Below are 13,972 nucleotides of genomic sequence, written 5' to 3' on the forward strand. Positions count from 1 at the left end.
AAATAGGGAGAGGTATTTACAATTTTAACAATGAGCTTTGTTTTGCGAATACGATTTAGAGAAATAATAGTGAAAAAACATATTTTGTCTAGTAATTCGCTTGAAATTAAGAAGTATCATACGTAAATTCGTACGATTTCGTGAACAAATGCAGTAAACAATTTTCTCGTAGTGTTAACTTTTGTTATGATGAGCATAACCTATTTAAATTTAGGATAGAGAAAAGAGGTTTATAAATGAAGCGTTATCAAAAACTAATTGGTCTTATGGTTGTATTTTGTCTATTTGTACTCGCTGGATGTAGTGGATCAGGCTCAAAGCTTCGTAAACCATTAAATTGGGATTTAGAAACTTTCCAATTCACAAATCAAGATGGAAAACAATTTGGTACAAAAGATTTAAAAGGGAAAGTATGGGTTGCAGATTTTATGTTCACAAACTGTCAAACAGTTTGTCCGCCAATGACTGCTAATATGGCAAAATTACAGAAGATGGCAAAGGAAGAGAAGTTAGACGTTCAGTTTGTCTCGTTTAGTGTAGATCCAGATCTTGATAAACCAGAAAATCTGAAAGCTTTCATTCAAAAGTTTACAGAAGATACTAGTAATTGGAATTTATTGACGGGTTATTCGTTAGAAGATATTACAAAGTTTTCAAAAGATAATTTCCAATCACTTGTAGATAAGCCAGAGAACGGTCAAGTAATACATGGTACATCATTTTATTTAATTGATCAAAATGGAAAAGTAATGAAAAAGTATAGCGGTATTAGTAATACACCGTACGAAGATATAATACGTGATATGAAGCGATTAGTGGATTAAAAATAAGGGTGCGTAGCACCCTTATTTTTTTACATTAGTCTATAGATAAAATGTCATGCTGTTGTGGAAGTTTCGGTGCACGAATTTCTAACACACCATTTTGATAGGAAGCTTTCGCTGCTTTTTTATTAATGGAATAAGGCAATTTAATCATTCTTGCGGCTTCTGAAATAGACCGTTCTCGGCGATAATAGTTATGAGATGTTTGTTCTTCTGCCTCTTCAAGTATTTCTTCTTTTACAGAGACTTTTAAGTATTCGGTTTGTATTTCAATTTGAATTTGCTCTTTTTGTATACCCGGTAGTTCAGCGGTAACAACGAGTTCTTCATCAACTTCATATAAATCTACAGGGAATGTTAATAAACGATTTCCTTTTTGGAAAAAATGATTCAAATCAGCGATTACATTGCGAAGAGGTGTTTGCTCAAAAAAATCATCAATTTGCTTTAAATAATTGCGAACCGGTGGACGAGAAGAATCTTTTTTTTCTTCACTCATGGTATTCCCTCCTAGAAATCAATTTGCAATATCATATGACAAAAGCGGAGAAAGGTGATTGCCTAATTTTCAAGTTTTCATAAAAAAAAGTTAAAAATGTGAAATGGAGTGATTTTTTTATAGTTTTTGGTCGCCATATTGAGTTGATTATGCTAGTATAAATAGGGTTGATATAGTAGTATAGAAACAGAATGAAAACCGAAAGAGGGTAAGAAGTATGTGTGGTTTTGTAGGATGTTTATGTGAAAACCCTAGAGAGTTTTCAGAAACAGAAAAACATCAATTTGAAAATATGAACACGATGATTTTCCACCGCGGTCCAGATGACGAAGGATATTTTCGTGATGAACATGTACAATTTGGCTTCCGCCGTTTAAGTATCATTGACTTAGAGGCAGGACATCAGCCGCTAACTTATGAAAATGATCGATATGTAATTATTTTTAATGGTGAAATTTACAATTATGTAGAATTACGCGAAATGTTACTTGAAAAAGGTGCGACTTTCGCAACGCAATCTGATACAGAAGTTATCATTGCATTGTATGCACATATGAAAGAAAAATGTGTAGACTATCTTCGTGGTATGTTTGCATTTATGATTTGGGATCGTGAAGAAAAGAAACTTTTCGGTGCACGTGACCACTTTGGTATTAAACCATTATATATCGCGCAACAAGGTGATACTACATTCTTCGCATCTGAGAAGAAAAGTATTATGCATGTAATGGAAGACAAAGGGGTAAACCCAACGTCACTACAACATTACTTTACGTACCAATATGGTCCAGAACCAGAAACATTAACAATTGATGTTAATAAAATTGAGCCTGGTCATTATTTCGTAAAGGAAATCGGTAAAGAGATGGAAATCCATCGCTACTGGAAGCCTTATTTCAATGCTTCAAGCGCAACGAAAGAAGAGCATATCCAAGCAATTCGTGATGTATTATACGATTCAGTAAAAGTACATATGCGAAGTGATGTACCAGTAGGTTCATTCTTATCTGGTGGTATCGATTCATCTATTATCGCTTCTATCGCAAGAGAAATGAATCCGAACCTTTTAACGTTCTCTGTTGGTTTTGAACAACGTGGTTTCAGTGAAGTTGATGTTGCGAAAGAAACTGCTGAGAAATTAGGCGTTAAAAACCATAACGTATTTATTTCAGCGAAAGAATTTATGGATGAGTTCCCAAAAATTATTTGGCATATGGATGATCCTTTAGCAGATCCAGCAGCTGTACCATTGTACTTCGTTGCAAAAGAAGCACGTAAACATGTAACAGTTGTTCTTTCAGGGGAAGGCGCAGACGAGCTATTTGGTGGTTATAACATTTACCGTGAGCCAAACTCACTAAAAATGTTCTCGTACATTCCTAGCCCAGGTAAGAGCGTTCTAAAAGCATTAAGCGGTGCTCTTAAAGAAGGATTTAAAGGAAAGAGCTTCCTAGAGCGTGGATGTACGCCAATTGAGGAGCGCTACTATGGAAACGCGAAAATCTTCCGTGAAGAAGAGAAAGCGGAATTAATGAAGTTCTACAATGAAAGTGTTAACTATATGGATATCACGAAACCATTGTATAACGAGATTAAAGATTATGATGATGTAAGTAAAATGCAGTACATTGACATGTTCACGTGGTTACGTGGTGACATTTTATTAAAAGCTGATAAAATGACAATGGCAAACTCATTAGAACTTCGTGTACCGTTCTTAGATAAAGAAGTATTCGATGTTGCATCTAAAATTCCAACTGAATTAAAGATTGCTAACGGAACTACGAAAGCTATTTTACGTGAAGCAGCACGCGGAATTGTTCCAGATCACGTGTTAGATCGTAAAAAACTTGGATTCCCGGTACCAATTCGTCACTGGTTAAAAGATGAAATGCATGACTGGGCTATAAATATTATAAACGAAAGTAAAACAGATCATTTAATCGACAAACAGTATGTATTAAACTTACTGGAAGCACATTGTGCAGATAAAGGCGATTATAGCCGTAAAATTTGGACTGTACTTGCGTTTATGGTTTGGCACCAAATTTATGTTGAGCATAAATACGATACGAATAAGTTCCACGAAGAAACAAAACGTGCGTATAGCTTAGTTTAATAAGAAAAACCTTAAGACCGCATATGGTCTTAAGGTTTTTTTCATAAATAGAACGTATTATTGATACAATAATAGTAAAAGGATGGACAACATATGATTGCGTTTGAAAAAGTAACAGTAGAAAATGAAAGCGTTGTTAAAGAAATGTTCCGCTCGCATAATGTAAGTGAGAAACAGGTGCAGTATTGCGTAAAAGTTGATGATACATATATTGGTGTAATAGATTACAGTGTTCAAGAAGAGAGTGTAGTTTTATCTCAGTTAATAATTCATTTTGATTATCAAAGTTACGGATATGGAACAAATACGTATTTTACATTTGAAGAGATGATGAAACAAAGAGGTGTGAAAGAGATAAAAGTGTTACAAAAGGAATTAACAGAACAAGCAAAAACTTTCATAGAGAGCTTTGGCTTTAATGAAGAAGATGGAACATACGTGAAGACAATATAACGATGATTAGTAATGTGCTAAAATAAATATAAGGCAGGTGGATACATGATAATGACTTCTGGTCTTGTATTAATTGGAGGATGTTTTATTTTGGCAGAACTAAGCCATAAGTTCATTCGGAAAAGAGCTAGTAAGAAAAGAAAGCCTTACGAATTACAATATGTACCTGTGTTTTTTATTTTGTTTTGCATGCTTGTTACAGTACAAAATATTACTAATTTCCCGCCACTTTTGAACATTTTTTTAAAGTTCGGTTTGTTATACAGCGGTGTTGGAATGGGTCTTTTATTTATTTTATTTTGCATACGTTATATTCACTATCAATCGTATATATTTATTTTAAATTGGTTAAAGCAAGATGATAGAAACCGCCTTACATAAGGTGGTTTTTTATTTGTAATTGTAACGGAACTTGTACATTTTACATAAAATAGGACGAGTAGCAATGTAAACCTATTACACGAAAGAAAGGAACGAGACAGTGATATGAAACTTGTAATAGACGCAGGTCACGGTGGATATGATTCTGGTGCTGTTGGTAATGGTTTAGTAGAAAAAAACTTAACACTTCAAATAGCGAGACGTGTGCGAGACATTCTATCTGCAAACTACCCAATTACTATTAAAATGACACGTGATAGTGATGTATTTATCTCTTTATCAGAACGTGCTAATATCGCTAATTCTTTTGGAGCAGATTACTTTATCTCATTTCATATAAATAGTGGCGGTGGAACTGGATTTGAAAGTTATATTTATAATGGGTTATCTAACAGTAGCTCCGCATATGCAAAGCAACAAAAAATTCATGCAGCAGTCAATCCTGTATTAACAAAATACGGCCTTCGTGACCGAGGGGCAAAAAAAGCAAATTATGCAGTACTAAGAGAGACTGTAATGGATGCAATTTTAACTGAGACTGCTTTTATTGATACAACGTTTGATGCGAATTTATTGAAAAACCCACAATTTATTGAAGATCTATGTCAAGCATATGCAAACGGAATAGCAGCTATTTTTGGAGTAGCTCCGAATCCGAATCCTCCAAATCCTCCAAATCCACAACCTCCAAACCCTCAGCCAACACCACAAACGAAGGGAGTTGCTTATATACTTGGGAAAAATGTAAATTTAAGAAGTGGCCCATCAACATCTTCTTCAGTAATTCGCCAATTAAACTCTCCAGAATCGTATGTCGTATATCAAGAAAGTAACGGATGGTTAGACTTAGGTAACGGACAGTGGGTGTATTATGACCCGTCTTACATTAATTTTGTAAAGACGAGCAATAGTGATGGTAGCGCAATCGGTGTCGCATATATACAAGGAACGAATGTGAATTTAAGAAGTGGTCCGTCAACATCTTCTTCAGTAATTCGTAAATTAAATAAACCAGAATCTTATTTAGTATTTATTAATCAAAACAGTTGGTTGAACCTTGGTGGAAATCAGTGGGTGTATAATGATCCATCATATATTAAATATAATCAATATTAGGAAATAAATTTATAATGTAATATGAATGCGTATCTATATATAACATAGATACGCATTTTAAGAACGGCCATTATTTACATACTTATACAGATAGTTTCAAAAAGAAACATTTGAATAACGGATAGAATCTAAATAGTATATATTAAAAAAGTTCTCTGATATACATTGACAATGTATGTAATATACATTAACCTTTAATTGTTAATGATAATCGATTTCATTTAGGGAGGACATATGGTACATACTAAAAAAATGTTTATGTTCTGCATTATGATACTTATGGTTATAATCGCAGGGTGTAGTAAAGAAGAAAAAAAAGAAAATGATCCATCAGCTAAAGCGAAAGATTCTTATACTGTAAAGCATGCAATGGGGGAAACAACAGTAAATGGTACACCTAAAAAAGTTGTTGTTTTAACAAATGAAGGTGCAGAGGCTCTTCTAGCTGTGGGAGTAACGCCAGTTGGAACTACGAAACCGCGTGCGGGTGATGAATGGTACCCTCATTTAGCGAAAGAGTTAAAAGATACGAAGGTTGTAGGAACTGAGCGTGATATTAATTTAGAGGCAGTAATGAAGCTTAAGCCGGATTTAATTATCGGGAATAAAATGCGTCATGAAAAAATATATGAACAATTGAAAGAAATCGCGCCAACTGTATACGCTGAAACATTGCGTGGAGATTGGAAGGAAAACTTTACGCTCTATACAAAGGCTGTAAATAAAGAAAAAGAAGGTCAAAAGGCAATTGAAGATTATAAAAAGCGTATTGAAGGAATGAAAGAGAAGCTAGGAGATAAATTAAGCTCTAAAGTTTCTATTATTCGCTTCGTTCCAGGTGATGTTCGTATATATCAAAAGAACTCATTCTCAGGTGTTGTTTTAAACGATATTGGATTTAAACGACCACCATTACAAGATAAAGATGAATTTGCGATAAAAGGAATTACAAAAGAACAAATTCCAAATATGGACGGGGACTACTTATTCTATTTCACATCTGATAAAGATGGCGATAAGAAGAATGAAGGAAACACGTTAGCAAAAGAATGGACAGAAGACCCACTCTTTAAGCAGCTACAAGCCTCTAAAAATAATAAAGTATTCCAAGTAGATGAAGTAATTTGGAATACAGCAGGCGGTATTAAAGCAGCAAACCTAATGCTAGATGATATTGAAAAATATTTTCTGAAATAAAGTTGAACCAATCAGGCAATTACGGGCCGTTATCTCCCACCTAACCTTGAGGTGGGAGTTTTACTGCCCGTCAATAGCGGGATAAATGAATGGCTGAGTGCATCACTTTAAATAGTGATGCATTTTTTATTTATATAAATACAGAAAATTCCTTTTTTTCAGTCGTTTTAAGTTGTACAATAAAATCAATCACGTAATAAAGGAGTGGGAAGGAATGAAAGCTACTCATAAAGATTGGATTTTGTTTAATGGGAGAATTGTAAATACGAAGGAAGAACAGCCGATGGTTGCATTAGAAGAGCGAGGTTTCCAATTTGGTGATGGTATATATGAGGTATTCAGACTATACGATGGGAAGCCACATTTATTAGATTTACATTTGGAGCGTTTTTTTAAATCAATGGAAGAAATTAAACTCATTGCACCATTTACAAAGGAAGAGTTAGTAGAAGAGCTACATCAAATGATTGAAAAAAATCAATTTCAAGAAGATGGTAATGTATATTTACAAATATCAAGAGGTGCTCAAGCAAGAAACCATGTATATGAAAAAGACCTTCAACCAACGTATTTTGCAAATATTGTTTCGTTCCCAAGACCAGTCGCTACGATGGAAGTCGGTATAAAAGTAACGGTAGAGGAGGATATAAGATGGAAATTTTGTCATATAAAATCATTAAATCTACTTCCTAATATCATGATTAAAAATAAAATAAATGAACAAGGATATCAAGAAGCGATTTTAGTGCGAGATGGAGTTGTAACAGAGGGATGTCATTCTAATTTTTTTATAGTAAAAAATGATAAACTGATTACACATCCAGCTGATCACTTTATTTTGCATGGTATTACTCGCCATTATGTTATAACATTAGCGAAAGAGTTACATATCGAAGTAGAAGAACGAGAATTTTCATTACAAGAGGTATATGAGGCGGATGAGTGCTTTTTTACAGCGACACCACTCGAAATATTCCCGGTTGTTCAAATTGGCGATGAACAGTTTGCTAGCGGCGAAAGAGGACCAATTACGAAAAAACTACAATCTGCATATGAAGAAAGTATTAGTTTGTTTAAAGTGACAAATTAATAATGAAGAAAAAAGCTGGTATTCCCCCAGCTTTTTTTCGTGATATAATTCAAACATAGGACAGGTTTTGAAAACGCTGTAAAAGGGGATTTAATGTATGAATTATGAAGCTTTTAAAGAGGTAATCCACGGAAGAAGAAGTGTTAGAAAATTTACAGAACAAGAAGTATCTACTAGTGATATAAAAGAAATTATTGATTGCGCTCGTTATGCACCGAGTGATACGAACTCGCAAACGTGGGAGTTCTTAGTCATTATGAATCGAGAGAAAATTAAAGAAATTGAACAAATGACTTGGGATGCATTACATAAACTTGCGGCAAAAGCAGCAGAAAATGGAGAAGAAAAAGCAGGGAAATTACTTACACGTTCTTTCGGGCCATATGCAACAGCTTTCTCTGAGGCACCAGTATTAATCGTATGTTTGGCAACACCTTATGAATCAAAGTTTCGTGAAAAGATATTTGATCCAATTGCCTTCGTTCCGGATGCAGTGTGGGAAGAGGAAGGAATTAAGAGTAGCTGTTTAGCGGCACAAAACTTAATGCTGGCTGCACATGCGAAGGGTCTTGGTACGTGTCCAATGACAGGGCCTGTATTGTTAGCTCAAAAAGAACTAAGACAATATTTCCAAATTGAGACCGAAAAACAAATAAATATGGTTATTTCACTCGGTTATCCGAAAGATAAACCGAAGAAACTTCTAAGAAAAGAAGTAGATGAGATTACAACGTTTATTTTTTAATCACCATATAGAAAAGACATTGAAATAACAATGTCTTTTTATTTTGGATAGGTATGTTATTAATTTGTTGGGCTAAAATGATAAATAAGATAAAATTACTATTTATTTCATTAAAAAAATTAATGTTCTATTAAGGAAAGTATGGTACAGTAATCGTGAGCAAGCTACTAGTATTTGTTCATGAAAGTGTTAAAAATAGTTTTAAAATTACAAAGTTATTTTTGTATAATAAATTATAATGAAATTACAGGGGGGATGAATTTTGAAGAAATTCATAATCGCTGGATTGTCTGTATTGTTATTAGTAGGCTGTGGTGCTCCAAAGGAAAAAGAGGATGCACAGTCAAATCAGGAAGAACAAGTTGTAAATGCGAGTGAGGAGAGTATGGTTGTATTTCCTGAAGGGGCAGTACCAATTGGAGAAGGGATAGTAAAAGTCATTACACCAGATGGTACTTCTGAAAACGGCAACACACCGACTGTATTTATCAAAAAAGATACTTTAATTCAGCAAGTTGAATTAGAACTTTCTAATTTTCAAAACGATAAAGAAACATTCGTATATGTAGATCAAATATTTGCTGATAAACATCAAGTAACTAGTACAACACAGACAACAGTACAATTAAAAGAAAAGACACTTGAGACAGGTAGTCATACGATTACTGCAGCTCAGTTTGAAAATAATGACCCAAAAGGAAAAGTCATTAGCTTTAATCAAGCGACGTTTGAAACGAAGCCAGCATCTTAATTATGGATAAAAAGTACATTACTTAAAGTAGTAGTGTACTTTTTAATTTGGATATAAATGGGTTGTTGAGAATAATTTGTTTCACTTTCTAGTACGTATGAATAGTAAGAAATTACTCTTTATTACTAAGAAAGAGTAAGAGGTTGAAGGTGTGCAGCGATTTGTTCGTATTATCTTGCTTAGTATGATAATTTCGATAATCTGGTTTACTTTACACGAGGTGGTTGAAGTTACACTCAATTATCAAATCCATGACATGCTAATAGGAACAGTATGTTTTGTCATAGTATATCTGTTTTATGATAAACTTAGATTAAGTTAAGTTTTGCAAGAAAAATGTAGGTATTTCATTTGAAATGTCGAATAGTACATACGATGTCGTAATAACAAATTTTCTATTGTTTATTGTGAAACAGGAGAAGGAGAGATAGTAGTTATGAAACGAGCTCTTATTAATATCGATTATACATATGATTTTGTAGCTGAAAAAGGTGCTTTAACTTGCGGGAAACCAGGTCAAGAAATTGAGAAGGAACTTGTACATATAACGAAGCAATATATTGAAAATGGAGATTATGTAGTGTTTGCAATCGACAAACATGAAGAAAATGATGAATATCATCCAGAAGTAAAGTTGTTCCCTCCTCATAATATAGCAGGTACAAATGGAAGAGACTTATTCGGTGAATTACAAGATGTATACGAAAAATATAAAAATGATGCGAATGTATATTATATGGATAAAACGCGATACAGTGCATTTGCTGGAACAGATCTAGAGATGAAGTTGAGAGAACGAGGAATAGAAGAAGTTCATCTTGTAGGGGTGTGCACTGATATTTGTGTTCTTCATACAGCAGTAGATGCTTATAATAAAGGATTTAAAATTGTTGTATATGAAAAGGCAGTTGCATCTTTTAATGCGCAAGGACATGAATATGCACTTGGACATTTTAAATCTTGTTTACATGCAGAAGTGAAGTGAAAAAGAGGCCTTTGAAAAGGCCTCTTTTTACGTTTAAATTGAGACGACATTTTGCTCAATTAGTTTTTTTATGAACGGGCTAATGTTTTCTGGTAGCCCATTTAAATCAAAAAATTGTACATGTAATGATTCAACTCCGTCAGCTTTTAGCAAGCCACCTTTAATGTCTTTGCAAAGGTAAGCGATTGTTATAGGATAAAATGCATCTCCGTTCGCTAATTTCACAAAAAACTCTTTACCTGAAAATACACTTACTAACTGAAGTATACCAATTTCAATACCTGTTTCTTCAAGTACTTCTCGTCTTCCGGCTTCTTCTGTGGATTCACCAAGTTCCACAAAACCTCCAGGAACACCCCACATGCCATTTCGTCTTTGTTGTAGTAATATTTGTCCTTGGTCATTTAAAACAGCTACAGCAACTCCTGCTAAATTGAGTGGTCTTGATCCAACAATTTCTCTTAGTTCTTCGATATACCCCATTAATTGTAACCTCCGTGAAAAAAGTATCAAATGAATGATTCGGTGTTATGTGAATGTATTCCTTTAAATGAGGTAAGTATTACAAAGTTGTTTATAAAAATTTCTATTGTAATCTCCCTTTAGATTATTAAAAAGGGTATATTTATAGTAAATAGAAAAGGGCATCAGAAGTTGAAAGATTAATGAAAGGGTTATATTGTTGAAGATGTACTAGGGATACAAATACATAGTTAAGAAAGTAAAATGAAAGGTCAGGGGAAAAGTTACGAAAGAAAATTTTGAGATAATTAATAAGGAATTATAATAGATTAGCTCTACATGAAAATTTAAAAAATAAGGAAGTGGATAGATGAGTATATTAGCGTATACGGAGGAGTTTTTTAATTATGTAAGGGAGTTTTTACTATTAAGATTTTTACTATTTGCTTTAGTTCTTATCATTATTTCGTTTGTTATTAATCGCATTATTGATTGGTTTTTTAGAAAGTCCAGCTTTTTTGATGAAGAGGTAGAGCAGACGATTCAAAGTGTCATTCGATCTATTTTTAGATATATCATTATCATCAGTCTAATCATTTATTTAATTAGTCAGTTTGTAGATATAAAAAGTATCATTGCAGGTGCAGGGATAGCGGGAGTTGTCATTGGTTTTGCTGCGCAACAGATGCTAAAAGATGTCATATTAGGCTTTGCGAGATTAGCGGACAAAGAGTTTCGCGTTGGCGATTTTGTTACTTTTAATGGAACAAATTCAGGAACTATTGAGGAAATTAGTATTCGTTTTATGCAAATACGTGAATGGTCAGGAAAACTACTTACCATACCACATGGAGAGATTAGAACGATACAAAATTTTAATAAAGGGTGGATGCGAGTAATTGAACGCATCACGGTAAGTTATCAGGAAGACCCTACAAGAGTTAAGGAATTGTTAGAAGACGTATGTGTGATATGCAATGAAAATTTGGAACAAAGTTTGTATAGAGTAGAGGATGAGGCTGTTGAACCATTTAAATATGTTGGTGTTACAGACTTAAATCCTAACCTTAAATATGTTGGATATGAATTTTGTATTACAGGTTTAATTAAACCAGAAGATTATTTTGAAACTTCTAGACAAGTAAGGTTTGCATTAATGGCTATGTTCCATAAACATCAAGTGCAAATGCCAGCAGCGAATATGTTCGTTACTACTGAAAGTTTGCAGCATATCCGTGGAGAACAATTTTTGTCAGACAATTAAATAAAGCTTTACATTTAGAATTCTGATTTATAGATGTAGATGAGTCTTAGAGGGTTTAAAAGTAACTTCATTACTTGGCGTTGTTCAGTTTAAGAATTACGCGGTCAAAATTTAAAGGGAAAATAAAAAAATGATTGATAAATAAAAAGAGCTGAAGGAATTCAGCTCTTTTTATTTGTAGAATTTAGAAATTTCTTAATGTTATAATGATAGTTGGTGATGAGAATGAACTTTGAAGAAAAAGAGATACATCGTTTAGAAGCATTAAAAGAAATTGCGGAATTGTTAAATGAAGCAACGAATTTACAGGACATGTTAGAAAAAGTTTTACATACATTGTTACAAGTTATGAATTTACAAACAGGGTGGATATTTTTTATTGATGAAAGTGGAAAGCACCGTATGCTTGTAGACGAAAACTTACCACCAGCTCTTACGTGGCAAGAGAAGAAGCCGATGTGTGAAGGAGACTGTTGGTGTGTAGAGCGTTTTGTGAATGGCAGATTAGAAAAAGCGACAAATATTATTGAATGTAAGCGAATAGAAGATGCGATTGAATGTAATTGGGGTGAAACAGAAGATGTTACACATCATGCGACAATTCCGCTTAGGTCCGGATCAGAGAAATTTGGTCTATTAAATGTGGCTGCACCTCATAAGACTCATTTTTCTGAGGAAGAGTTAGCGTTATTAGAAGCGATTGCATTTCAAATTGGAACGACAATACAACGTATTCAATTAGTGGAGAAAGAACGTAAATATGTAGTGGTAGCGGAAAGAAATCGATTGGCTCGTGATTTACATGATTCAGTAAAACAATTGTTATTTTCTATTATGCTAACAGCGAAAGGCACTCTGAATATGACGCAAGATAGAGGTCTGCAAGAGATGTTAAGTTATATTGGAGAATTATCACAAGAAGCATTACAAGAGATGACGCTATTAATTTGGCAATTAAGACCTGAAGGATTAGAGAAGGGATTAGCAGAAGCAATTCAAAATTACGGGAAGTTATTAGGAGTTCAAGTGGAAGTTCGAATTGATGGGATGGTTTCAATTGGGGATGAAATAGAAGAAGTTTTATGGCGTATTAGCCAAGAGGCGCTACATAATTGTAAAAAGCATGCTTCGTGTGAAAAGGTACATGTTCTTTTAAAAATAGAAAATAACCAGTTACATTTTTACATAGAAGACAATGGAATAGGATTTATACAAGAACAAGTAAGGGGATCAGCACTTGGTCTGAAAAGTATGAAGGAACGTATTCAGTTAATGAAGGGATCGTTTCAAATTACAACAGAGCTAAAAAAGGGTACAAAAATAGAAATTCAATTGCCGATTTGAAGGGGAGAATAAGGTTGAAGATTAAACTGCTACTAGTTGAGGATCATCATATCGTTCGAAGAGGACTTGTATTCTTCTTGAAAACGAGAGAAGAATTTGAAATTATTGGGGAAGCGGAAAATGGCGAAAAGGCATTACATTTCGTGCAAAAAGAAAAACCGGATGTCGTGCTAATGGATGTATCGATGCCGAAAATGGATGGAATTGAGGCAACAAAACGTATAAAGCAATACGATGAGACGATAAAGGTACTTATATTAAGTAGTTTTTCAGAGCAAGATTATGTTATACCAGCACTTGAAGCTGGAGCAGACGGTTATCAATTAAAAGAAGTACAACCTGAGCAACTTGTCGCTTCTATTATTGCAGTACATCAAGGAAATGCGAATTTTCACCCGAAAGTAACACCTGCATTAATGGGGCGTTCCGCAGTAAAGAAGGAAATAGAAAATCCTTTTTCAATGTTAACGAAAAGAGAGCAAGAGGTACTTCGCGAAATTGCGAAAGGAAGAAGCAACAAGGAAATTGCAGCAGAGCTTCACATTACAGAACAAACTGTGAAAACGCACGTTTCAAACGTTTTAGCTAAATTGGAAGTAGATGATCGTACACAAGCTGCATTATATGCGGTGAAGTATGGGGGAAACTAGTTATAAGTGTGTCATATGTTAAGGTAACACTTATAGGAACAAATAAATAATAGTATGATACCGAATAAAGGTTTTTCTTCTTTCAATAATTA

Annotated in this window: 15 protein-coding genes; 13 read left to right on the forward strand and 2 right to left on the reverse strand. The window is 34.0% G+C overall.

Features of this window, described 5'->3' with window-relative positions; genetic code table 11:
• The first annotated feature begins 236 nt into the window (after positions 1-236).
• Positions 237-824, forward strand: a complete 588-nt coding sequence (locus ACS2MN_RS01725) for an SCO family protein (RefSeq protein ID WP_000833349.1) — start codon at positions 237-239, stop codon at positions 822-824.
• A 34-nt stretch (positions 825-858) separates the two neighbouring features.
• Here the strand turns inward: ACS2MN_RS01725 and ACS2MN_RS01730 are convergent, their stop codons facing one another.
• Positions 859-1,323, reverse strand: coding sequence for an Hsp20/alpha crystallin family protein (locus ACS2MN_RS01730; RefSeq protein WP_001288081.1), 465 nt, complete (start codon positions 1,321-1,323; stop codon positions 859-861).
• 217 nt (positions 1,324-1,540) lie between these two features.
• Between ACS2MN_RS01730 and asnB the strand changes: the two genes are divergently transcribed.
• The 9 genes from asnB to ACS2MN_RS01775 all read left to right on the forward strand — a co-directional run bounded on the left by asnB (position 1,541) and on the right by ACS2MN_RS01775 (position 10,160).
• Complete coding sequence (gene asnB, locus ACS2MN_RS01735) at positions 1,541-3,442, forward strand: asparagine synthase (glutamine-hydrolyzing) (protein ID WP_000333815.1); 1,902 nt, start codon at positions 1,541-1,543, stop codon at positions 3,440-3,442.
• A gap of 93 nt (positions 3,443-3,535) precedes the next feature.
• Positions 3,536-3,895: a GNAT family N-acetyltransferase gene (locus ACS2MN_RS01740; protein WP_000559961.1), complete on the forward strand. Its 360-nt coding sequence runs from the start codon at positions 3,536-3,538 to the stop codon at positions 3,893-3,895.
• 51 nt (positions 3,896-3,946) lie between these two features.
• The gene (locus ACS2MN_RS01745; RefSeq protein ID WP_000200454.1) at positions 3,947-4,276 is read left to right on the forward strand and encodes a hypothetical protein; all 330 of its coding nucleotides are present in this window, start codon (positions 3,947-3,949) and stop codon (positions 4,274-4,276) included.
• A 105-nt stretch (positions 4,277-4,381) separates the two neighbouring features.
• Positions 4,382-5,392 carry an N-acetylmuramoyl-L-alanine amidase gene (locus tag ACS2MN_RS01750; RefSeq protein ID WP_098064025.1) on the forward strand — a complete coding sequence of 337 codons (1,011 nt, stop codon included), beginning with the start codon at positions 4,382-4,384 and terminating at the stop codon, positions 5,390-5,392.
• A 234-nt stretch (positions 5,393-5,626) separates the two neighbouring features.
• Positions 5,627-6,589, forward strand: a complete 963-nt coding sequence (locus ACS2MN_RS01755) for an ABC transporter substrate-binding protein (protein ID WP_000233725.1) — start codon at positions 5,627-5,629, stop codon at positions 6,587-6,589.
• Positions 6,590-6,803: 214 nt separating this feature from the next.
• Complete coding sequence (dat, locus tag ACS2MN_RS01760; protein ID WP_000648376.1) at positions 6,804-7,679, forward strand: D-amino-acid transaminase; 876 nt, start codon at positions 6,804-6,806, stop codon at positions 7,677-7,679.
• A gap of 97 nt (positions 7,680-7,776) precedes the next feature.
• Positions 7,777-8,424: a nitroreductase family protein gene (locus ACS2MN_RS01765; protein WP_346994247.1), complete on the forward strand. Its 648-nt coding sequence runs from the start codon at positions 7,777-7,779 to the stop codon at positions 8,422-8,424.
• A 262-nt stretch (positions 8,425-8,686) separates the two neighbouring features.
• Positions 8,687-9,175 carry a hypothetical protein gene (locus ACS2MN_RS01770; protein ID WP_346994246.1) on the forward strand — a complete coding sequence of 163 codons (489 nt, stop codon included), beginning with the start codon at positions 8,687-8,689 and terminating at the stop codon, positions 9,173-9,175.
• Between the two features lie 436 nt (positions 9,176-9,611).
• Positions 9,612-10,160, forward strand: coding sequence for a cysteine hydrolase family protein (locus ACS2MN_RS01775; RefSeq protein WP_000816780.1), 549 nt, complete (start codon positions 9,612-9,614; stop codon positions 10,158-10,160).
• Positions 10,161-10,193: 33 nt separating this feature from the next.
• On the opposite strand, the gene ACS2MN_RS01780 is transcribed toward ACS2MN_RS01775, so the two are convergent.
• On the reverse strand, positions 10,194-10,643 hold the full coding sequence (locus ACS2MN_RS01780; protein ID WP_346994245.1) for an NUDIX hydrolase: 450 nt from the start codon (positions 10,641-10,643) through the stop codon (positions 10,194-10,196).
• A 349-nt stretch (positions 10,644-10,992) separates the two neighbouring features.
• Between ACS2MN_RS01780 and ACS2MN_RS01785 the strand changes: the two genes are divergently transcribed.
• From ACS2MN_RS01785 to casR, 3 genes are all read left to right on the forward strand, one after another.
• Positions 10,993-11,886 (forward strand): mechanosensitive ion channel family protein, encoded by an 894-nt coding sequence (locus ACS2MN_RS01785; RefSeq protein WP_000025244.1) that lies wholly within the window; start codon positions 10,993-10,995, stop codon positions 11,884-11,886.
• Between the two features lie 246 nt (positions 11,887-12,132).
• Entirely contained in the window at positions 12,133-13,230 is a 1,098-nt protein-coding gene (gene casK, locus ACS2MN_RS01790) for a GAF domain-containing sensor histidine kinase (RefSeq protein ID WP_220388544.1), read from the forward strand.
• Positions 13,231-13,244: 14 nt separating this feature from the next.
• Positions 13,245-13,880 carry a two-component system response regulator CasR gene (casR, locus tag ACS2MN_RS01795; protein ID WP_000694638.1) on the forward strand — a complete coding sequence of 212 codons (636 nt, stop codon included), beginning with the start codon at positions 13,245-13,247 and terminating at the stop codon, positions 13,878-13,880.
• The last annotated feature ends 92 nt before the right edge of the window (positions 13,881-13,972 follow it).

The sequence above is a fragment of the Bacillus cereus group sp. BceL062 genome, from assembly GCF_051780025.1.
Lineage (GTDB): Bacteria > Bacillota > Bacilli > Bacillales > Bacillaceae_G > Bacillus_A > Bacillus_A toyonensis.

Coding starts and splice junctions, on each gene's coding strand:
- ACS2MN_RS01750 (WP_098064025.1), top strand. CDS start 4,382: ATGAAACTTGTAATAGACGCAGGTCACGGTGGATATGATTCTGGTGCT.
- asnB (WP_000333815.1), top strand. CDS start 1,541: ATGTGTGGTTTTGTAGGATGTTTATGTGAAAACCCTAGAGAGTTTTCA.
- ACS2MN_RS01740 (WP_000559961.1), top strand. CDS start 3,536: ATGATTGCGTTTGAAAAAGTAACAGTAGAAAATGAAAGCGTTGTTAAA.
- ACS2MN_RS01775 (WP_000816780.1), top strand. CDS start 9,612: ATGAAACGAGCTCTTATTAATATCGATTATACATATGATTTTGTAGCT.
- ACS2MN_RS01765 (WP_346994247.1), top strand. CDS start 7,777: ATGAATTATGAAGCTTTTAAAGAGGTAATCCACGGAAGAAGAAGTGTT.
- ACS2MN_RS01785 (WP_000025244.1), top strand. CDS start 10,993: ATGAGTATATTAGCGTATACGGAGGAGTTTTTTAATTATGTAAGGGAG.
- ACS2MN_RS01745 (WP_000200454.1), top strand. CDS start 3,947: ATGACTTCTGGTCTTGTATTAATTGGAGGATGTTTTATTTTGGCAGAA.
- ACS2MN_RS01730 (WP_001288081.1), bottom strand. CDS start 1,323: ATGAGTGAAGAAAAAAAAGATTCTTCTCGTCCACCGGTTCGCAATTAT.
- ACS2MN_RS01755 (WP_000233725.1), top strand. CDS start 5,627: ATGGTACATACTAAAAAAATGTTTATGTTCTGCATTATGATACTTATG.
- ACS2MN_RS01725 (WP_000833349.1), top strand. CDS start 237: ATGAAGCGTTATCAAAAACTAATTGGTCTTATGGTTGTATTTTGTCTA.
- dat (WP_000648376.1), top strand. CDS start 6,804: ATGAAAGCTACTCATAAAGATTGGATTTTGTTTAATGGGAGAATTGTA.
- ACS2MN_RS01780 (WP_346994245.1), bottom strand. CDS start 10,643: ATGGGGTATATCGAAGAACTAAGAGAAATTGTTGGATCAAGACCACTC.